Source organism: Ancylobacter rudongensis (genome assembly GCF_900100155.1).
GTDB lineage: Bacteria > Pseudomonadota > Alphaproteobacteria > Rhizobiales > Xanthobacteraceae > Ancylobacter > Ancylobacter rudongensis.
On the sequence record NZ_FMTP01000009.1, the window covers coordinates 73,780 to 93,481 of the forward strand.

At 68.3% G+C, this 19,702-nt stretch carries 16 protein-coding genes; 3 read left to right on the plus strand and 13 right to left on the minus strand.

All coding sequences use genetic code 11. The annotated features are described in order from the left end of the window. Nucleotides 1-7: 7 nt before the first annotated feature. From BLO63_RS18540 to BLO63_RS18565, 6 genes are all read right to left on the minus strand, one after another. Nucleotides 8-1,402 carry an FGGY family carbohydrate kinase gene (locus tag BLO63_RS18540; RefSeq protein WP_091443747.1) on the minus strand — a complete coding sequence of 465 codons (1,395 nt, stop codon included), beginning with the start codon at nt 1,400-1,402 and terminating at the stop codon, nt 8-10. After that, complete coding sequence (locus BLO63_RS18545) at nt 1,402-2,625, minus strand: NAD(P)/FAD-dependent oxidoreductase (RefSeq protein ID WP_091443750.1); 1,224 nt, start codon at nt 2,623-2,625, stop codon at nt 1,402-1,404. The genes BLO63_RS18540 and BLO63_RS18545 overlap by 1 nt, the downstream gene beginning before the upstream one ends. After that, nucleotides 2,622-4,037 (minus strand): NAD(P)/FAD-dependent oxidoreductase, encoded by a 1,416-nt coding sequence (locus BLO63_RS18550; protein ID WP_091443752.1) that lies wholly within the window; start codon nt 4,035-4,037, stop codon nt 2,622-2,624. The genes BLO63_RS18545 and BLO63_RS18550 overlap by 4 nt, the downstream gene beginning before the upstream one ends. 104 nt (nt 4,038-4,141) lie before the next feature. Further along, on the minus strand, nt 4,142-5,254 hold the full coding sequence (locus tag BLO63_RS18555; protein WP_091443753.1) for a type 2 periplasmic-binding domain-containing protein: 1,113 nt from the start codon (nt 5,252-5,254) through the stop codon (nt 4,142-4,144). 45 nt (nt 5,255-5,299) lie between these two features. Then, entirely contained in the window at nt 5,300-6,637 is a 1,338-nt protein-coding gene (locus BLO63_RS18560) for a TRAP transporter large permease (RefSeq protein ID WP_091443755.1), read from the minus strand. Then, nucleotides 6,637-7,179, minus strand: a complete 543-nt coding sequence (locus BLO63_RS18565) for a TRAP transporter small permease subunit (protein ID WP_091443758.1) — start codon at nt 7,177-7,179, stop codon at nt 6,637-6,639. The genes BLO63_RS18560 and BLO63_RS18565 overlap by 1 nt, the downstream gene beginning before the upstream one ends. 526 nt (nt 7,180-7,705) lie before the next feature. Here BLO63_RS18565 and BLO63_RS18570 point away from each other — a divergent pair. The 3 genes from BLO63_RS18570 to fabI all read left to right on the plus strand — a co-directional run bounded on the left by BLO63_RS18570 (nt 7,706) and on the right by fabI (nt 11,636). Then, nucleotides 7,706-8,482, plus strand: coding sequence for a DeoR/GlpR family DNA-binding transcription regulator (locus BLO63_RS18570; protein WP_091443760.1), 777 nt, complete (start codon nt 7,706-7,708; stop codon nt 8,480-8,482). Nucleotides 8,483-8,612: 130 nt separating this feature from the next. Next, nucleotides 8,613-10,832: a DUF3141 domain-containing protein gene (locus tag BLO63_RS18575; protein ID WP_091443762.1), complete on the plus strand. Its 2,220-nt coding sequence runs from the start codon at nt 8,613-8,615 to the stop codon at nt 10,830-10,832. Nucleotides 10,833-10,850: 18 nt separating this feature from the next. Beyond that, nucleotides 10,851-11,636, plus strand: coding sequence for an enoyl-ACP reductase FabI (gene fabI / locus BLO63_RS18580; protein WP_091443764.1), 786 nt, complete (start codon nt 10,851-10,853; stop codon nt 11,634-11,636). Between the two features lie 28 nt (nt 11,637-11,664). Here the strand turns inward: fabI and BLO63_RS18585 are convergent, their stop codons facing one another. From BLO63_RS18585 to BLO63_RS18615, 7 genes are all read right to left on the minus strand, one after another. Beyond that, complete coding sequence (locus BLO63_RS18585) at nt 11,665-12,897, minus strand: HlyD family secretion protein (protein ID WP_091443955.1); 1,233 nt, start codon at nt 12,895-12,897, stop codon at nt 11,665-11,667. Further along, on the minus strand, nt 12,890-13,312 hold the full coding sequence (locus BLO63_RS18590; RefSeq protein WP_091443766.1) for a hypothetical protein: 423 nt from the start codon (nt 13,310-13,312) through the stop codon (nt 12,890-12,892). The genes BLO63_RS18585 and BLO63_RS18590 overlap by 8 nt, the downstream gene beginning before the upstream one ends. 90 nt (nt 13,313-13,402) lie before the next feature. Beyond that, nucleotides 13,403-13,900: a hypothetical protein gene (locus BLO63_RS18595; RefSeq protein WP_091443768.1), complete on the minus strand. Its 498-nt coding sequence runs from the start codon at nt 13,898-13,900 to the stop codon at nt 13,403-13,405. A gap of 45 nt (nt 13,901-13,945) precedes the next feature. Next, a complete protein-coding gene (ppk2, locus tag BLO63_RS18600; RefSeq protein ID WP_091443771.1) occupies nt 13,946-14,746 on the minus strand; it encodes a polyphosphate kinase 2 in 801 nt (266 codons plus the stop codon). A gap of 135 nt (nt 14,747-14,881) precedes the next feature. Continuing rightward, a complete protein-coding gene (locus tag BLO63_RS18605; protein WP_091443774.1) occupies nt 14,882-16,375 on the minus strand; it encodes a hypothetical protein in 1,494 nt (497 codons plus the stop codon). A gap of 134 nt (nt 16,376-16,509) precedes the next feature. Then, on the minus strand, nt 16,510-17,289 hold the full coding sequence (locus tag BLO63_RS18610; RefSeq protein WP_091443777.1) for a J domain-containing protein: 780 nt from the start codon (nt 17,287-17,289) through the stop codon (nt 16,510-16,512). A gap of 2 nt (nt 17,290-17,291) precedes the next feature. Then, entirely contained in the window at nt 17,292-19,679 is a 2,388-nt protein-coding gene (locus BLO63_RS18615; protein WP_091443780.1) for a GumC family protein, read from the minus strand. Nucleotides 19,680-19,702 lie beyond the last annotated feature (23 nt).

Consider the following 19,702-nt stretch of genomic DNA (forward strand, 5'->3'; position numbering starts at 1 on the left):
GCCGCGTTCAGTTCCGCCAGCCCCGGCTCTTCTCGACCGCCTCGGCGAAGCGGGCGCGCTCCTGCGGGCTCACCGAGCCATCGGGTGTGAAGCGGCGGGCATCGCCTCGGGCTGCGCCAACATCTATCCCGCAAAGAGCGGCGAGACCGAGCGCCGTCATCTCGTGCAGGTCCGGCACCTTCACCACGCGCCCGCTCGCGGCGGCGAGAAAGCTGGCGAAGGAGCGGCTCTGCGACAGGCCGCCATCAATGGAGATTTCGGTGATCGGCGCGCCGCCTTCCGCCGCCGCGTCGATCAGCCCGACGGTGAGCAGGGCGATGCCTTCCAGCACGGCGCGCACCATGTCGCGCCGGCCGGTTGCCGCGTCCATGCCGATGAACAGCGGAGCCGCCTTGCGGTCCCAATAGGGCGCGGCAAGGCCTGACAGCGCCGGCACGAAGACGAGGCCGCGGCTGGAGGCGGAAGGGCCGGTGAAACCGTCGAGCTCGTGCGTCTGGCTGAACAGGCCGAGCCGGCGCAGCCATTCCAGCGCCGACCCGGCATCGTAGACGCCGCCCTCGACCGCGAAGATTGCCGGCTCGCCCTTGCGCTGCCAGGCAATGGTGGGCAGCAGGCCGGTGGCCTGCGGGCGCTGCGTGCCTGACACTGCGAGGAGGAAGGCGCCGGTGCCGAAGGTGATCTTGGCTTCGCCCGGCGCCCGGCAGCCATGGCCATAGAGCGCCGCCTGCTGGTCGACGATGGAGGCGGTGACCGGCACGCCGTCAATCATCCCGAAGCCGCCATCGGCGGGCAGGATGCAGGGCAGGAAGGCGCGCGGCACGCCGTGCATCGCGCAGAGTTCCTCGCTCCAGCGCCCGGTGGCGAGGTCGACAAGGCCGGTGCGCGAGGCCGTGGCGAGGTCGGTGGCGAAGGTGCCGGTGAGCTGGTCGAGGAAATAGGCATCGGTGGTGCCAAGCCGCAGCCGCCCGTTGGCCCGCGCCGTGGCGACGGCGGGGATGTTCTCGATGAGCCAGGCCAGCTTCGAGGCGGAGAAATAGGGATCGAGCGGCAGGCCGCAGATCGCCCGCGAGCGGGCGGCATCTTCCTCCGGCCGGGCGGCGAGGGCCTGCGAGGTGCGGGAGTCCTGCCAGACGATGATGGGGGAGAGCGCCTCGCCGCTCACCGCGTCCCAGGCAAGGCAGCTTTCCCCCTGATTGGCGAGGGCGATGGCATCGACCGGCCCGGCAGCCGCCAGCACGGCGCGGATGTTGCTCAGCAGCTCGCGCGGGTCGTGCTCCACCCAGCCCGGCGCGGGATGGTGCTGTTCATGGGTGAGGCTGGCCGCAAGCCAGGCCGTGCCGTCCGCCTCGACGACGAGGCAGCGGGTCGACGTCGTGCCTTGGTCGATAGCGGCGACACGCACTAGGTCCTCTCCTCGAAACCGATATGCACGCGGCCCGCCGTCTGGGCGGCAGGCGGAATAGGTAAGACAACGCGACGTTCCGGTCGCCATGTCTTCTCTTGCGCCCACATTTCGCGGCCGTCCAGCGCCAGCGAAAGCCGCCCGCGCGCCTGTCGCGCGAAGCGCAGCTGGAAGTCCGGGAATGCGGGTTTGGCAGGGCCGCCGCGCCGGATCAGGCCCGGCACGACGAGCTTCACGGGCGGGTCGAAGGTGACGGGGAGGAGTGCCCCCGGCTCGCATCCGTCCGCCAGATCCTGCGCCATGGCGCGGCCGACCGCGCGGCCCTCGCGGAAGGACCAGCCGGCGGTCTCGACCGCGCGCAGGAGATTGCCGGCGGCGAAGAGGTGCGGGTCGGCGGTGCGGCCATACGGGTCGATCGCCGGGCCCGAACTGCCGGGATCGACGCCGATCGCCGACTGAAGCAGCAACGCCGCTTCCGGGGTGAAGCGGCCGGTGAACAACACCCCGTCGCAGGCGTGCTTCTGGAGCGTGCCATCGCGCAGGCGCAGCGTGACGTCCTCGACCCGGCTCGCGCCGTGAATGTCGACGAGTTCCGCCCCGCAATGGAATGGGATGCCCATCGCGCGTGGAAACCACGCCAGCGGCGCCGGCGCGAGCGGGTGCGGGCCGGGCTCGATCATCGCGACGGGGCGGGCGCCATGGGTGAGGCAGGTGAGCACGGCCGACAGGCTCACCAGCTCCGAGCCGACGAGCAGCGGCCGCCGGAACGGCATCAGGCCGTGAAAGGCGACATAGGCCTGCAGTGATCCTGTCGTCACCACCCCGATCGGCCGGTCGCCGGAAACCAGCCGGGCGGCGCGGGGCGTCTCGCGCGCGCCGGTGGCGATCAGCAGCCGCCGGGCCTGGAGCGTCCCGACGCCGCGGGGCGTCGCCAGATCGACCCGCCCCCCGGCCTCGATCCGGACCACGGAATGGCCGGTGCGCACCTCCACCCCGGCGCGGGCGGCTTCCGCCTCCAACCGCTTTCCATAGGCGGCGCCAAAATAGACCCGGTGAAAATCGCGCATGCCGAAGGGGGAATGGCTGCAATGGCGCGTGGCGCCGCCCAGCTGCGCCTCACGCTCCAGCAGCACGACACGGGCGACGCCGTGCCGGCGCAGCTCCACCGCCGCCGCGACCCCGGCCGGCCCGCCGCCGATGACGATGACATCCGCGTCGCTCATGAGGGTTCGTCCCCGATCGCCAGCGGCTCGCGGAGCTTGCCCCGGGTCATCTCGGCCAGCCGCGCATTGCAGTAGAAGCCCTGGCAGCGGCCCATGCCGGCGCGGGTGCGCCGGCGCAGCCCGCCGAAATCGCCGGGTGGCACCGGGCTTATGAGCGCCGCCTCGATCTCGCGCCGCGTTGCCATTTCGCAATGGCAGACGATCTCGCCATGGTCCGGCTGCTGCCAGTCGCGCGGGCGGGTCTCGGTGAGGTTGGGCAGGCGCACCGCCGGCGCAGCAACCGGGGAGAGCGACAGGCCGAAGCCCTCGATGAGCTTCAGCGCGTGCTGCGCCAACCCGAGCGCGGCGCTGAGCCCGGTGGAGCGGATGCCGCCCAGCGTCACCGCCCGCTGCTCCGGCCGGCAGAAGATGCGGTAGGCCTTCGTCTCGCTCGCCGGCCGCAGCCCGGCATAGACCGCCGTCACCGGCATGCCGGCCAGCGCCGGCACGATCTGCGCCCCGCGCGCCAGCAGGCTCTCCAGCGCCTCGGTCTCCACGGTGGCCCGCACGCGGTCGGCCTGTTCCTCGGCGGTGGGGCCGATCAGCACATTGCCGAAGGCGGTGGGGCAGACGACGACGCCCTTGGTGATCTCGGTCGGCACCGGCAGCACGATGCGCGGCACATGGGCGTAGGCCGCCTTATCAAGCACCACGAACTGGCCCTTGCGCGGGCGGATTTCGAATTCCGGGGTGAAGCCGAGGCGCCCATCGACAATGTCGCCATAGAGCCCGGCCGTATTGACCACGGCGCCGGCCGTCACCGTGCCGGCGGTGGTCGCAAGGCGCCAGTCGCCGTCAAAACGCCCCTCGATCAGCTCGGCATTGCGCAGGAAACGTGCCCCCAGCGCTACCCCTTGCGTGAGATAGGCCAGCGGCGCGGTCCAGGGGTCGATAATGTGCTCGTCCGCCACCTCGATCGCCGCCACCAGCCGCTCGGAGAGGCCGGGCATGGTGGCGCGGGCGGCGGCGCCAGACAGCAGCGCCAGGTTGGAGACGCCATTTTCGCGCCCCTGGGTGGCGATGGCTTCGAGCTTCTCCGCCTCATGGTCGTTCCAGGCGCAGACCAGCGCCCCGGTCTTCACCAGGTCGAGGCCGAGGCTGGGACGCAGCGAGAGATATTCCTCCCGCCCGGCCTTGATCAGCTCAAGCTCCAGGCTACCCGGGGGGGCGTCGAAGCCGGTGTGGAGGATGGCGCTGTTGGCCTTGGAGGCGCCCGAGAGGATGTCGCTGCCCTTCTCGATCAGCACCACTTTGGCACCGGCGAGGGCAAGCCTGCGCACCACCGCGCAGCCGACCACGCCGGCGCCGATGACGGCGATGTCGAAACGCCCGTTGTCGAAGCTCTCGTCACGGGCGGTCGGTTCGGGGCGCATGGCGCTCCTTTGCATGTCGGCACGTTCCTGTCGGCACGGCGCGGCCGGCTCGTCCGGGCGCGCGGTCCCCGCCACCCTTGGGCGGCGGGGATGTCTGCGGGGGCTCAGCGATAGGGGTAGCCGGCCTTCTGCATGGTCTCGTCATACTTCTTGAAGGCGGCGACCACCTTGCCGGCCCGCGGGCTGGAGGAGGCGACCTCATCCCAGAAGCCCTTGGAATCGTTGACAACCTGCGCCCAGTCTGCCGGCGGCAGCGAGGTCAGTTCCATCTTGTTGCCCTCGACGCGCAGCTTGGCCTCGCCGCCCCAGTACCAAACATCGCGGTAGTAGTGGGACTGGTCGATGCTCATCAGGAACAGCTCCTTCAGATGCGCCGGCACCTTCTCCCAGCTCGGGGTGTTGGCGAAGTAGCTGCCGAACCAGGCGCCAGTGACCGAGTTGGTCAGCGCGTAGTTGCACACATCGGCCCAGCCCACTTCATAGGCCTCGGTGAAGCCGCACCAGGCGACGCCGTCGAGCTCGCCGGTCTGCAGAGCCACTTCGACGTTGTCCCACGGGATCGTCACCGGCACGAGGCCGTACTTCGACAGGAACTTGCCCGCGGTGGGCACGCCGAAGACGCGCAGGCCCGCCATGTCAGCGAGGCTCTTGATCGGCTTGTCGACGGTGAAGATGTGCAGCGGATCCCAGGCGCCGGTGGACAGCCAGGTGACGTTGGGCACCTCGGCATAGGCCTCGGCCCAGATTTCCTTCAGTCCGTAATAGCGGAACAGCGCCGGCACATCGAGGCTGTAGCGGGTGGCGAAGGGGAAGTAGCCGCCGAACACCGCGATATCGACCGGCGAGGCCATGGTGGCCTCGTCCGACTGCACCGCGTCGAGCGTGCCGGTCTGCAGGGCGCGGAACAGGTCCGAGGTCGGGACCAACTGGTCGGCGTAATAGAGCTCGATCTCCATCGCGCCATTGGCGGCGGCGTTGAAGGCGTCGATCTGCGGCTTGATGACATGGGCGCCGAGCGGGGCGCCGGAATAGGTCTGCAGCCGCCACTTGATGGTGCCGGCCTGGGCGATGACGGCGGGGGCCGCCAGCGTCGTGGTCGCCAGCGCGGCGCCGGTGCCGAGCGCCGCCTTGCCGAGGAAGCTACGGCGGGTGGCGAGGATGGCATCGGCGGCGGGGTCGATCTTCTTGGGTGTGGGCTTCTTGGTCTCGTCGGTCATCGGTTGCTCCTCTGTTGTTCTGGAAGGGTCCGTCGGCTGTTGCGATCAGCCTTTGACGTTCATGTGTTCGGGCAGCCAGAGCGCGATCTGCGGGAAGACCATCAGCATGATGATGGTGAACAGCATGATCGCGGCGAACGGCCAGATCGACTTGTAGATGTCGACCAGGGTGATCTCCTTCGGCGCCAGCGAGCGCATCAGGAACAGATTGTAGCCGAAGGGCGGGGTGATATAGGCGATCTGGCAGGTAATCGTATACAGAATGCCGTACCAGATCAGCTGGTTGTCGAAGCCGAGATCGAGCGCCTTGACCAGCGGGATGTAGAGCGGTGCGACGATGACCAGCATCGCCGTGTCGTCGAGGAACATGCCCATCACCAGGAAGCTCAGCTGCATCATGATGATGATGGTCCAGGGATTGAGGTCCCATTTCTGGACGAACAGGAACTCAACCGCCTTCACCGCGCCGAGCCCGTCGAACACCGTGCCGAAGGCGAGGGCGGCGAGGATGAGCCACATGAACATGCAGGAGACATTCAGTGTCTTCAGCGCGGTGTCGCGCAGCACCGGCCAGTTCAGCCGGCGCTTGGCGAGGGCCGCCAGCGTCGCCGTGGTGGCGCCCACCGCCGAGCTCTCGACCAGGCTGGTGACGCCGAAGACGAACAGCCCGGTCATGAAGAAGAAGATGGCGAAGGGAATAATGCCCGCGCGCGCCAGCGCCAGCTTCTCACGAAGCGGCATGTTCAGCTCTTCGTCCGTCAGCTCGGGCGCCAGCTTCGGGTTCAGCTTCACTCTGATATAGATGTAGAGGATGAACAGCGCCGCCATCAGCAGGCCGGGGCCGACGCCGGCGAACCACAGCTTGGAGACCGGCTGGCGGGCGATCATGCCGTAGAGCACCAGCACCACCGAGGGCGGGATGAGGATGCCGAGCGAGGAACCGCCCTGGATGACGCCGGAGATCAGCACCTTGTCATAGCCGCGGCGGATCATTTCCGGCAGGGCGATGGTGGCGCCGATCGCCATGCCGGCAACGGAGAGCCCGTTCATCGCCGAGATGATGACCATCAGGAAGATGGTGCCGATGGCGAGGCCGCCGGTGAAGCGGCCGAACCAGACATGCAGCGCCCGGTACAGATCCTCCGCGATCCCAGATTCCGCCAGGACGTAGCCCATGTAGATGAACATGGGCAGGGTCAGCATCGCGTACCAGTTGAACAGCTTGAACACCTGGTTGAACGGCAGGTCCATCGCGCCCGGGCCATAGAGCAGCAGCGCGGCCGCGGAGGCGACGAAGCCGATGCCGGCGAAGACCAGCTGGCCGCTGATCAGCGCCAGCACCATCGACGCGAACATCAGCAGCGCGATCATCTCATAGGTCATCAGAGCTTCTCCCCACGCAGGGTGGCGACATGCTTGAAGACCAGCGCAAAGGCCTGCAGCAGCATCAGCACGAGGCAGACCGTGAGCAGCGCCTTGATCGGAATCACCGAGGGGTTCCAGATCGAGAAGCGCTTCTCATTGGTGGCGATGGCGTATTGCAGGCTGGAGATCGAGCCGATGAGCAGCACGCCGATATAGAAGATCAGGCACCACACGGTGGCGAGGTCCATCGCGGCCTTGCCGCGCACGGACAGCGTCGCGTACCAGAGGTCCATGCGGACATGCTCGTTGTTCTTCAGCGTGAACGGGCCGCCCATGAAGTAATAGGCGACGAGCATGAACTGGGTGAGCTCCACCGCCCAGTGCACCGGCATCTTGATCAGGTTGCGGGTCACGGCATCGAACAGCAAAACGCCGCCCATCGCGAAGATGAGGGAGGCGGCGAGATAGCCGACATAGTCCGACAGGCGGTCAGTAAACCGCACATAGGCGCTGATGAACCGCCACGCGCCGGCGCTCTGCTTCATACCTTCCACATTCACGCTGTCGCTCCATTTCTGCCGGGTTCCAGCCCGCGCCGTCGGCGCCGCGGCTCTTGCGAGCCGAAGCGCCGGTAGCGGCACGATCGGCCCGCGCCAGGACGTACGCAGACCGTGGCCGGCGGCGCCTGGAAAGCGAGCCACCGGATGGCCGAGAACCGGACATGTCCATTCCCCTCGCGGGTCGCCTTGCACTAATGTTGTGCTTGCTTGATTTTTCCGCGACTGCAAACACTGTACCGGATCGGGATACGAAGGGAAGACCGAAAATTGACTAATTTGACCATTCGGTCTTCGACTCAGCGCGCGTATCCGCTTCTATGGTCGCTATCGGACGATATTGTTGCCCGTTCGGTCATACTCTGTAAAGATGCCCTCTTGCATGCCGGACAATTCGGGCAGGGCTGGCCATGTTGACCGTCTCCTCTCCGCTGGCATAACCGATATCAGGCGCCCTATGTCCCATCGGGCACGGGGGCTGGAGCGATGCGAGGCGGCCACACAGCTGCGGCATCGTAGGGAGACAGGCTTGGCACTTTCCTCGCGCCATGAGGACATCATCGCCCTGCTCGCCGCTTCCGGCGAGCAGACGGTCGAGGACCTCGCCGATCGGCTCGGCGTGTCGCGCGAGACGGTGCGCCGCGATCTCGCCCGGCTGGAGGCCAATGGCCATCTGCGCCGCTATCACGGTGGCGCCCGCGCGCTCGCCAACGGCCTAGAACCGGAGACCGAATGGCCCTTCGCCCAGCGCATGGCGCAGAATGCCGCCGGCAAGAAGCGCATTGCGCGTGCGGCGCGGGATCTGTTCGCGGCTGACGATTCGCTGTTCATCGACACCGGCAGCACCACCATCGCCTTTGCCGAGGCGCTGGCGGCGCGGCCCTCGCTGATGGCCATCACTAATTCGCCGCGCATCGCCGCGACGCTGGCCGCCAATCACAGCCACAAGGTGTTCCTTCTCGGCGGCGCCTATGGCGCCGATGCCGGGGAAAGCCTCGGCCCGCTGGCGCTGGAGCAGATCGGCAAGTTCCGCGCCCGCCACGCCGTTCTCACCATCGGCGCCATCGACACCCATGCGGTTATGGATTTCGACCTGCAGGAGGCGGAAGTCGCCAAGGCGATGATCGAGCGCGCCGACCGCGTCACCGTGCTGGCCGATCACAGCAAGTTCGAGCGCGGCGCGGTGTTCGAGCTCGCCCCGCTGGCGCGCATCCACCGGCTGGTCACGGACCTGCCGCCCTCCGAGGCGATGGTCCGGGCGCTGGCCGAAGCCGGGGTCGAGCTGATCGTCGCCGACCGCGACTGAGCCCGCCCGCCGGCGAAAGCGCCCCGGCTTGCGCGGGGTCAATGCGCGCGCCTTCTGATGAGAATGTTCTGGACGCCTGCCGTGCTGCGCCGCACCATCCGTGCCGGGCGGCCGAAGGACGGGTGTGGACATGATCGACGACGCCATCGCCTATGCCACCGATGCCGCCCAGCGCGGCACGCTGTTCCTCGACGCCCTGCGCCGGCGCGGCCTGCAATATGAAGCGCATCTGGCCGAGCCGCTGCCCACCGTGCTCGACTATGAGGCGGAGCTGATCGTCGATGGGCGCGACCTGCCTCGGGCAGTGAACTATTTCCTTCTGCGCATCGTGCCGCCCGAGGGAATGGTGATCGACCCGATGAAGCGGCCCTTCGTGGTGGTCGATCCCCGCGCGGGGCACGGGCCGGGCATTGGCGGCTTCAAGGCCGACAGTGAGATCGGCGTGGCGCTCGCCGCCGGGCACGCCTGCTATTTCATTGGCTTCCTTCCCGCGCCGATGCCGGGCCAGACCATCGAGGACGTCGCCCGCGCCGAGGCGGTGTTTCTTGAGACGGTGATCGCCCGCCACGCGCAGGCGGAGGGCAAGCCCTGCGTCATCGGCAATTGCCAGGCCGGCTGGGCGGTGATGATGCTGGCGGCGGTGCGGCCGGAACTGTTCGGGCCGATCATCATCGCCGGCGCGCCGCTGTCCTACTGGGCAGGGGTAAAGGGGCGCAACCCGATGCGTTATTCCGGCGGCCTGCTGGGCGGCAGCTGGCTCACCGCGCTCACCAGCGACCTCGGTGCCGGCGTGTTCGATGGCGCCTGGCTGGTGCAGAACTTCGAGAACCAGAACCCCGCCAACACGCTGTGGAGCAAGCAATACAACCTCTACTCCAAGATCGACACCGAGCTGGAGCGCTATCTCGGCTTCGAGAAATGGTGGGGCGGCCATGTGCTGCTGAATGGCGAGGAAATCCAGTTCATCGTCGACCAGCTGTTCATCGGTAATCATCTCGCCTGCGGCGATATCCGCACCAGCGACGGCACGGCGATCGACCTGCGTAACATCCGCTCGCCCATCGTGGTGTTCTGCTCGCAGGGCGACAACATCACCCCGCCGCAGCAGGCGCTGGACTGGATTCTCGACCTCTATGACAGCGTCGACGAGATCCGCTCCTATGGCCAGACCATCATCTACACGGTGCACGACACGATCGGCCATCTCGGCATCTTCGTCTCCGCGGGCGTGGCGCGGAAGGAGCATGACGAGTTCGCCTCCAACATCGATTTCATCGACGTGCTGCCGCCCGGCCTCTATGAGGCGATCTTCGAGCCCAAGCGCCCCGACACCGCGAGCGCCGACCTCGTGCACGGGCAATGGGTGATGCGCTGCGAGGCGCGTGACCTCGACGACATCCGCGCGCTCGGCGGCAATGACGCCGCCGACGAGCGCCAGTTCGCCACGGCGGCGCGGGTGTCGGAGATCAATCTGGCGCTTTATCAGGCGCTGGCGCAGCCCTTTGTGCGCGCGATGGTCAATCCGGCGATGGCGGAGGCGGCGCGCCGGCTGCATCCGCTGCGGCTCGGCTATGAGATGTTCGGCGCCGGCAATCCCTTCCTCGGCTGGCTCGACGGCGCGGCGGAGAAGGTGCGCGACGCGCGCCGGCCGGTGGCGCCTGACAACCCTTTCCTCAAGGCGCAGGAGCAGGCCTCGCGCCAGATCGTCGAGGGGCTGGAGGCCTGGCGCAAGGCGGTGGAACACCAGAGCGAGCTGGCATTCCGCGCCATCTACGGCGCACCGCTGCTGCAGGCGGCGGTGGGCATCGAGCCGGACAGCCGGCAAGGACCGCGCCGCGCCGCCAAGAGCGCGCTGCATCGGGAGCTGATCGCGCGGCGCATCGGCGAACTGCGCGCGGCGATCGGCCAGGGCGGGCTGATCGAAGCGATGGCACGGGCGCTGATCTATGTCGGCCTCGCCCGCGGCCACGCCGATGAGCGCGGCTTCTCCACCATCCGTCAGCTGCGCCGGCAGCATCCACGGGCGCGCCAGCTGACGCTGGAGGATTTCAAGCAGCTGGTGCGCGAGCAGTATTTCATGCTGCTGATCGACCGCGAGGCGGCGCTGGCGGCCCTTCCCGGCCTGCTGCCGCAGGAGGCGGGCGAGCGGGCGCAGGCGTTCGAGCTGCTGTGCCGGGTGCTCACGGCAACCGGGCCGCTCACCGGCGTAGCGGCGCAGAAGCTGGAGGAGGTGCGTGCCCTGTTCGACCTTGAGCCCTCAACCCCGCCGCCTCCGGCAACGGAGGCGCCGAAGCGGGCGCCTGCCGCGCGCCTGCCGGCGGCCCGGCGCGCGCCGAAGAGCACGGGCTGAGACGGGGAGGGGAGCGCCATGGTCATTCCGGCCGCAGGGCTGAGGCTGTTCGAGGGCAAGAGGGGACTGGTGGTCGGCATCGCCAATGACCAGTCGATCGCCTGGGGCTGCGCGCGCGCCTTCCGTGCCTTCGGGGCCGAGGTCGCCGTCACCTATCTCAACGACAAGGCGCGGCCTTATGTCGAGCCGCTCGCGCGCGAGCTGGAGGCGCCAATCTTCCTGCCGCTCGACACCACCGTGCCGGGGCAGATGGAAGCGGTGTTCGCCGCCATCACCGAGCAATGGGGCGAACTCGACTTCCTCGTACACTCCATCGCCTTCGCCCCGCGCGACACGCTGGCCGGCCGCGTCACCGACGCGCCGCTGGACGGTTTCCTGAAGACGATGGAGGTGTCCTGCTGGTCGTTCATCCGCATGGGGCATCTGGCCGAGCCGCTGATGCGGAAGGGCGGCGCGCTGTTCACCATGACCTATTACGGCGCCGAGAAGGTGATCGAGAACTACAACATCATGGGCGTCGCCAAGGCGGCGCTGGAGAGCGCGGTGCGCTACATGGCGGCGGAGCTGGGACCGAAGGGCATCCGCGTCCACGCCATCTCGCCCGGCCCGCTGGCCACCCGCGCCGCCTCCGGCATCCCGGAATTCGACGCGCTGCTCGACAAGGCCCGGCGCAAGGCACCGGCGCGCGAACTGGTGACGATCGACGATGTCGGCATCGCCACCGCCTTCCTCGCCCATGAATCCGCCCGGCTGATGACCGGGCAGGTGCTCTATATCGACGGCGGCTACAACATCATCGACTGACGGCGCGGCCCGAACCCCGCGCCGGCCGTCAATGCCCGCCGAACACCAGCGTCTGCACCGGCAGGATCAGCGCCTGGATGCGCAGCAGCAGGGCGTGGACCAGCGCCACCGTGTCGACGACGTGGAGATAGAGCCCGCGCAGCACGCCGACCTCGCCCGAGGCGATCAGGTCGTGATTATTGGAATAGGCGTTGGCGGCGCAGGTGGAACCGGGCGGAATGCCATCGAGCCCGCCCTCATAGAGCGGTTCGAGAAACACGGTGATGGTGCCCGGCGCGCCGACCTGCTGCGCGTCGACCAGCTGGTCGGTGGTGCGCAGCTGGCCGGCGGCGATGACATCCTGCACGCTGGTGACCACCATCGGGATGATGGTGAGCGGCTTGGACAGGCAGGTCGCCTCGGCGATCATACCGGGCTTCATTACCTGCGCCTCGATCTGGCCGAAGCCGGCGACCAGCCGCTCACGGCCGGCATCGTCCGGGATGAGCACCCCGGCCGGGCGCATCAGCGGGTTGACGAGGTCGCCGACCCGCAGCGCAAACTGCTCCACCCGACCCGAGACGCCGGCGCGGATAACGGTCTTGGCCAGTTCCACCTCAGCCTGGGCGAGGGCCGCCTCGGCGCTGGCCTTCTGTGCCGGCAGCAGCGTTTCCAGCCGGATCAGAGCGCCCTCCTTGGCCGCCACCGCCGCCGCGACAGCCCCCTCGCGGCCGTCGACCACCACCTGAAGCCGTTCGAGCTCGCGGCGCGAGACGACATCGGCATTGCGGGTGTTCAGCTGGGTTTTGGTGTCGAGTTCGTCGCGCGCCTGCTGCACCGCCTTCTCCGCCTGGGTGATCTGGCCCTGCGCGGCGGCGACATCAGTGGCGGCAACGGTTATCGCCGCGTCGGTCTCAGCGATGCGCCGGCGCGCGGTCTCGGCCGCCGCCTTCTGCGCCGCGTCGTCGAGCCGGAAGATCGGCTGGCCCTTCTCGATCCGGTCGCTGAGTCCGACATAGATCTCCGCCACCCGGCCGTTCGTTTCCGGCACGATCGGCACGGTGCGGAAATAGGCGGTGACGTTGGTGGCGGAGGGGTGGTTGTAGAAGATGATGGTGATGAGCGTCACCGTCAGCATCAGGCAGGCGGTGATGCCCCAGCGCAGCTCGAACCACACCGAGAACAAGGTGATCTCGCGGCCGATACGCTTGCCCTGGCCATAGCGGCGGTAGAGATAGTCCGGCAGGACGGTGAGCATCGAGCAGAGGAGCAGCTCAAGCATGGGGGCCGGCTCCGGTCGCGTCGCCATGGGCGGACGGCGTGTCCGCCCTTTCCTCCCGGGGCTCCGGCGGCGGCAGCCCGGCCACAACCTCGGCGGCGCGGGCGATGCGGTTGAGCGGGGTGCCGAAATCCGGCAGATCAACGAAGGCGAGCAGCAGCGCGATCACCCAGAGTGCATGGTTGTGGGTGAAAAGCGCCAGCAGGCAGAGCACCGCCACGATCTCGAATTGCAGCTTTTGGCCGCGATGGGCCATGCGCTCGGGGAGCGAATGCACGTGCAGGAAGGCCACGCCCGCCAGCAGCACGGAGCCGACCAGCGTGATGGTGGCGATCACCATCAGAATATCAGTGCTGCCCGGCGCGGTGATGAAAAAGGGCAGGTGCTCGGCGGCGGCACCATGGGGCAGGGACGTCATGCCATTCTCCAGGGCACGGCGCGCGGAGGGAAAGTCGCGCTTACGGTTCAGCCGGCTGAATGCACCAGCCTGCTAAGCCGTATGAACTTACTACTTTCCCCAGGTCAGGAACATCCCCACATCGCCCGGCATGCCGTTGGGCCACTCCACGATCATGGCAGACAGCCCGTAGCCGGCGGGGCGCAGATGGTCGCGCCAGAGTTCATAGGCCTGACGCGGGCGCCCGGTGAGCGAGTCCGGCCAGTTGGCGTCGGCATTATTGACCGCGCGGCCGTGGTCGCTGCACAGCGTGTTGGGGAAGCGCATCACCATGATCTCGTTCTCGCCGCGTTCGGCGGCGGCGCGCAGCTTGATCAGTAGCGTCTCGGTGATCTCGTGCAGCTTGGCCGGGGTGAGGTCGATCGGCTGGGAGAGCGTCTTGGCGAGCTCCTCCTTGGCGTGGCGGGCGCGGTCCATCGCCTCCACCGCCTCGTTCATCTTCGCCAACGCGACTTTGTCCATATAGCCGCGCAGATCCGCGGCGGACATGAAGCTCTCGTCGCCGAGGAGCTGGTGTGGCCCGCCGGCCGGGCTGGTGGTGTCGCTCATCGTTTCGCTCCTGAGTCTTTGCCGCCGGTGGCGGGTGGGTGATGTTCAGAAGATCGCCGGGACGTGGTGGCGCACATCCTCTGGTTCCACATAATCCTTCGGCTTCTGCCGCTTCGGCAGCTTGACCTTCGCGCGCGCGGGCGCCTCATAGGGCACCTTCGACAGAAGGTGGCTGATGACGTTCAGCCGCGCCCGTTTCTTGTCGTTGGAATCGACGACATACCAGGGCGCCCAGGCGCTGTCGGACGCGGCGAACATGGCGTCGCGGGCGCGCGAATAATCATACCAGCGGCTGTAGGATTTGAGGTCCATCGGCGAGAGTTTCCAGATCTTGCGCGGGTCATGGATGCGCTGCTCGATCCGCCTTGTCTGTTCCTCCGGGCTCACCTCCAGCCAGTATTTGAGCAGGATCACGCCGGAGTCGATGATCACACGCTCGACGGCGGAGATGGTGTCGAGAAACTTCTCCGCCTGCGCCTCGGTGCAGAAGCCCATCACCCGCTCGACCCCGGCGCGGTTGTACCAGGAGCGGTCGAAGATGACGATCTCGCCCGCCGCCGGCAGATGCGGCAGGTAGCGCTGGGCGTACATCTGCGATTTCTCCCGTTCACTGGGGGCGGGGAGGGCGACGACGCGGAAGACGCGCGGGCTGACGCGCTCGGTGATGGCCTTGATGACGCCGCCCTTGCCGGCGCCGTCGCGCCCTTCGAACAGCACGCAAATTTTGGCGCCGGTCGCCTTCGCCCATTCCTGCAGGGCGACCAGCTCGCCGTGCAGGCGCTTGAGTTCCTTGTCATAGATCTTGCGGGAGAGGGATTCCGACGTGTCGAGGGTCGCCTTTTTCATCGGTCCTGCCCTTTCAGCACATATGCGCCAGCAGCCGGCCCTGAAGGGTGCGTGGCCGTACGAGCATACCTTAGCCGCCGCTCAGGGGGGCGGCTTTGATTTTAGGCAAGCGCGAGGGGGCGGAAGAGGTGCCGGTCAGCCGCCGGAGGCCGCGGGCTCCAGCGGGGTGATCTGCAGCGACTGGAACTGGATTTCGCCGGAGGCGAACTGTTCCGAGGTGGAGCGCGAATCGTGGATCAGCCGCAGGCGCTGGGAGTCGCAGCGGCTATTATTGGGAATGGTGATGTCGAAGGAGAAGGGGCGCCAGCTGCGCGGGGCGCCGAGCAACTGGCTCGACTGTCCGGCCGGCGGTCCGCCGCCGGCGCAGAGCACCTGCCAGACCATGCCGCGCTTGGACGACATCAGCCCCTTCTGCTCACCGGAGAAGCGGTAGCTGCCGGGCCGCAGGAAGGTGATCTGCTCCAGGGAGCCGAGCCTCACCCGGCCGACGCCGAAGCGGATGCGCAGCACCCGGCCCGCGTCATCGCCGCTGGCGCGCTGGAAATCGATGAAAGCGTTCACCGAGCGCGGCAGGCTCCAGTTGAAGGGCAGGCTGCTGGGGTCCTGGGCGAAATCGAGATTGTTGACCGGCCGGACCTTCAGCACCTCGTCCTCCGGCAGCATCTGCAGCCAGATATTGTAGGCGCCGCCCGCCCGCTTCTCGGCGGCGATGCGCGCCCGCAGGAGCGGAACCAGCTCAGCCTCGCTCGGCGGGCTGCCGGCGTCCTTGAGAGCCTGGAACAGGGCGAGCGGCGCGTCCGAGGCCGCGAGCTTGCTGCCCATGCTCCGCAGGAAAAGCCCGCGCCAGCTGGGGTTTTCGATGAGCGCCGTCACCAGCGCCGCCCGTCCTTCGGGCGTGAGCGACAGCGAGCTGAGATAGCTGAGCGTGTATTCGTCCAGTGCCGGGCGGGTGCGCAGCAGCACGTCGGCCAACCGCACCACCCCGGCATAGTCGCGCCGCTCATAGTCCTGGTGCATCAGCCAGAAGGCGGCCACGGTCTCCCGGCGCGAGCGCGCCACCGCCTCCGTCATCGCCTGGCGGGCGGCGGCCAGGTCGTCCGAGGTGTCACCTTTCAGCCGCCACGCCGTGGCGTCCAGTGGCGCGCGGGCGCGAATGCGCGCGGCGAGATCGCTGAGGGCGGCACGCAGCGCCGGCAGATCTTCCGGCGCGGGCGGCGGCACGGAATCGGCGGCCTCGGGTGCGTCCGGCTCGGTGGCTTCGGGCGTCGTGAGGGAGGCGGCATGCTCCCGCTCCTGCCGCGCGAGGGCGTCGGCATCGTTGGCGGGCGCGGGAGGCGCGGGAGGCGCGGCGGCCTCGTCCCCGCCTGCGCCGCCGTCGCCGCTCGCGGCTGTCTCGGCCGGCGCGGCGGCGGCTGTTGCGGCGGCAGCGGAGGCCGCTTCCTCCGCCCGCGCCACAGCCTCTTCTTCTTTCTGCGCCATGGCGGCGGTGAGCCGGGCCCGCTCCTCCTGCGCCAGCGCCAGCAGGGCGCGGGGATGGTCGGGATGCAGCGCCAGTGCCAGCGAGGGATGGCGCTCGGCGAGCGCCATGGGCAGCGAGGTGGTCGCGATCAGGGCGAGGAGAACCAGCACGCCGGCCCCGATTCCGGCGCAGCGCCAGGGATGAACGGCGACGGCGAGGCGCAGCGTGCGCAGCCAGACCCGTCGCGGTCGCGGCGCGCGCGCAGACCGGCGTCGCCGGGGCGACGGCGGGCGGGATCCCTCGCTCATCGCGGCCTCCAGAGGAAGCCCCACAGGCGCACCCAGAAGGAGGCGCCTTCGATCCGGTTCACGCTGAGCGGCAGGGGGTGCCGCCGGGCCGCGCCGTTCGTGCCGCCGGGACGGCGGATCTTCGCGGCCCCGCCCGAGGCCGTGGCATGGCCGGCCGATGCCGGCCGGGAGGATCCGCCCATGGCCGTGCCGGCTTTTGCTGCGCCGGCTTTTCCTGTGCTGGCTTTGCCGGAGACGCCCTTGCCGGCGCCGTTACGGGTGCCGCCGCGCGAGTCAGCCGACACCCGCGCCTCGCGGCGTCCCGAGCCCGGGGCCGGGCGGGACGGCCCGGCTGGCGGATGGCGCAGGTCATAGGCGCTGCGACGCTCCCCGGTTTTCAGGTCCTCCCAGGCGCGGGAGATACGCGCGGTGAACACTTCGCGGTCCAGCGGGCCGCTGCGCAGCGACTGCAGGTCGGGATGCAGCCAGCGCATGAGCAACGCCATGTTGTGGCGCAGTTCCTCATGCGTCGCGTTGCGGCCTGCGCCCAGGACGCGATAGCTGTCGGCGTCGTGGAAGAGCAGAGCCTGCTCGATGAAGAAGCCGGCCGCCTGCTGCAGCGGACCGCGCCCGATGCCGCTGCGCCGCTCGGCGGCGGCCAGCGCCTCCTCGTCGCCGACGGCGACCGCCAGCACCCGGTCCATGCCGGGCGGCAGCGAGAGGTTAGGCATGCTACGCGCCGACACGGGGTCTTTGAACAGGGCGAGCGCGGCGTCCAGCGCGTCGGGCTCCGGCATGGTCACGCCGCTTCGGAGTGGTCGGTCTTGGTGTCACGGCGGCCGAATTTCGGCAGCAGGGCCTTCACCCCGCTGAGGCCGCCACTGAGGCCGCCGCCGCTCCCGCTGGTGCTGCCGGTATCGGTGCCCTGGCCATATTCATAGCCATAGCCATAGCCGTACCCATAGCCGTAGCCGTAATGGGCGCTGCGGGTGTCGAACTTTGTGAGCACCACACCGATGGTGACGGCGCGGGCGATCTGCAGCCGGCGCAGCGCGTTGCGCGCAATGGCGCGGCGTCCGTCGCCCGAGCCGGTGACGAAGATGGTGGCCTGGGCGGCGGCGCCGAGCAGCTGGGCATCGGCGATGCTAAGCATGGGCGGGCTGTCGAAGATGAGGAGATCATAGATCTCCAGCCCGACCGAGATCAGCGAGAAAACATGGGTGCCGCCCAGGATCTCGGCCGCGTTGGGGGGTAGCGGGCCGGAGGCGAGGAAGTCGAGCGTGGCGAGGTCGGTCGCCTGCACCACATCGTGCAGCGTCGACATGCCGGTGAGGCAATTGGAAAGGCCGACCGCGTTGTCATAACCGAGCTTGGAGTGCACCGAGGGGCGGCGTAGATCGGCGTCGATCAGCAGCACGCGCTTGCCGGTGATGGCGTAATGGCGGGCCAGGGCGATGGCGGTGCTGGACTTGCCTTCCGAGGCGCCGGCGCTGGTGACGACCAGCGTGCGCGGCAGTCCGGTCTCGGTCGAGAACTGCAACGAGGTGGCAAGCGATCGGTAGGCTTCGGCCACTGGCGATCGTGGATCGCTGAGCTCAGCGACGATGCCCTTGGGGAATTCCGCCCGGGGCACGATGCCCAGAATGGGCAGTCCCGTCGCCTTTTCGGCATCCTCGGGGGTACGGATCCGGTCGTCGAGCAGCTCGATCAGGCTTGCCGCGCCGAAGCCGCACACCAGGCCGAGCATCAGCCCGCCGGCGAGAAGCAGCATGGTCCGCGGGTGCGAAGGCCCGCGCGGGGGAAGCGCCCGGTCGACGATGAATACATTGTTGGTGCCGACGCCGCTGGCGACATCGACCTCCTTGAAGCGCTGCAGCAGGTCATTATAGAGGTTGCGATTGGAGTCGACCTCGCGCTGCAATATGCCGTACTGGATGCTCTTCTTCTGGAGGGCCAGTACCTCGCCGCGCAGTTCCTCGATCCGCTGGCGCATCTGCGCTTCCTGGTTCGCCGAGGATTCAAAGGCGGCCCGCAGCGAGTTGCGGATGGTGGTGACCTCGGTCGCGAGCTGGCGGTCGATCTCGGCGATCTTGTTGGCGATCTCGACCATGGCGGGATAGCCGGGCTTGAAGGTCTCAAGCCCCTCCTCATAGTCGCGCCGTAGTTGGTTGCGCTGGGTGCGCAGGCCGTCAATGACGTTGTTGGTCAGCAGCTGCGGCAGGTTGATCGCGCTGGAGGCCTCCACCTGCCGCCAGCTTTCCTCGTCGCGGATGCGGGTCGAAATAAGCTGGCCGAGCGCGGTGTTGGCGGCGGCGAGATTGCTCTCGGCGATCGAGACCTTGTCGTTGGTCTGGACCATGTTCTCGCGTTCGGCGAAGGCGAGCATCGCCCTTTCGGACTCTTCCAGCCGCAGCTTCAGCTGCTTGATCTGGTCCTCAAGGAACACCTTGGCGTAGGAGCTGGCCTCGAAGCGCTTGTCGAGATTCGAGGCAATATAGGCGTCAGCATAGGCGTTGGCGATCGAGGCCGCGCGGGCGGGCGAGGTGTCGGTGTAGCTGATGTCGACGAGGCGCGAGGCCGCGACGGGGCGGATATTGACGTCGCCCTTTACCCGATTGACGCTGACGCGGTGATTGCGTTCCTGTGCCTCTGCAGGATCGACTTCCTCCTTGGGGCCCGAGAACAGCCCGAAGAGGCTGCCGATCAGCCCTGGCGAGGTCGTGGTGAATTCGGGGCTCTGATCGAGCGCCAGCGCCGCCACCACCCGCTCGGACATGGCGCGGCTCTTCAGCAGCTCGTACTGCGTCTTCTGGAACTCGGCGCCGCCGCGCTCGGCCGGCGCGAGAACGCCGCCATCGACGACCTTGCTGGCCTCGTTGTCGATCTGGATGCGGACATTGGCGGTGTAGAGCGGCGTCGCAAGAAAGCTGTAGACGAGAGCGAGGACGACGAAGGCGCCGGCGGTGCTGAGGATCAGTATCCGCCACTTGAGGGCGATGCCGATCACATAGTGCAGCGCAGCGGCGAGTTCGGACTCGTGATGCGTGTCGGGCGCGGCATAGGCGGCGGCACCGTAGCCATAGCCGTAGCTGTCACGCCCGACCGGAAGGTTCCGACCCTCCTGCACAACCGGGAGGTTGCGTTCGCTCCCGCCTGGCCGTCCGCTGTCCGCCCCCTCGCCCATCATCCGTTTCTGCTTCCTTTATGGCG

Coding starts and splice junctions, on each gene's coding strand:
- BLO63_RS18545 (WP_091443750.1), bottom strand. CDS start 2,625: ATGAGCGACGCGGATGTCATCGTCATCGGCGGCGGGCCGGCCGGGGTC.
- BLO63_RS18550 (WP_091443752.1), bottom strand. CDS start 4,037: ATGCGCCCCGAACCGACCGCCCGTGACGAGAGCTTCGACAACGGGCGT.
- BLO63_RS18555 (WP_091443753.1), bottom strand. CDS start 5,254: ATGACCGACGAGACCAAGAAGCCCACACCCAAGAAGATCGACCCCGCC.
- BLO63_RS18560 (WP_091443755.1), bottom strand. CDS start 6,637: ATGACCTATGAGATGATCGCGCTGCTGATGTTCGCGTCGATGGTGCTG.
- BLO63_RS18575 (WP_091443762.1), top strand. CDS start 8,613: ATGATCGACGACGCCATCGCCTATGCCACCGATGCCGCCCAGCGCGGC.
- fabI (WP_091443764.1), top strand. CDS start 10,851: ATGGTCATTCCGGCCGCAGGGCTGAGGCTGTTCGAGGGCAAGAGGGGA.
- BLO63_RS18585 (WP_091443955.1), bottom strand. CDS start 12,897: ATGCTTGAGCTGCTCCTCTGCTCGATGCTCACCGTCCTGCCGGACTAT.
- BLO63_RS18590 (WP_091443766.1), bottom strand. CDS start 13,312: ATGACGTCCCTGCCCCATGGTGCCGCCGCCGAGCACCTGCCCTTTTTC.
- BLO63_RS18595 (WP_091443768.1), bottom strand. CDS start 13,900: ATGAGCGACACCACCAGCCCGGCCGGCGGGCCACACCAGCTCCTCGGC.
- ppk2 (WP_091443771.1), bottom strand. CDS start 14,746: ATGAAAAAGGCGACCCTCGACACGTCGGAATCCCTCTCCCGCAAGATC.
- BLO63_RS18610 (WP_091443777.1), bottom strand. CDS start 17,289: ATGCCGGAGCCCGACGCGCTGGACGCCGCGCTCGCCCTGTTCAAAGAC.
- BLO63_RS18615 (WP_091443780.1), bottom strand. CDS start 19,679: ATGATGGGCGAGGGGGCGGACAGCGGACGGCCAGGCGGGAGCGAACGC.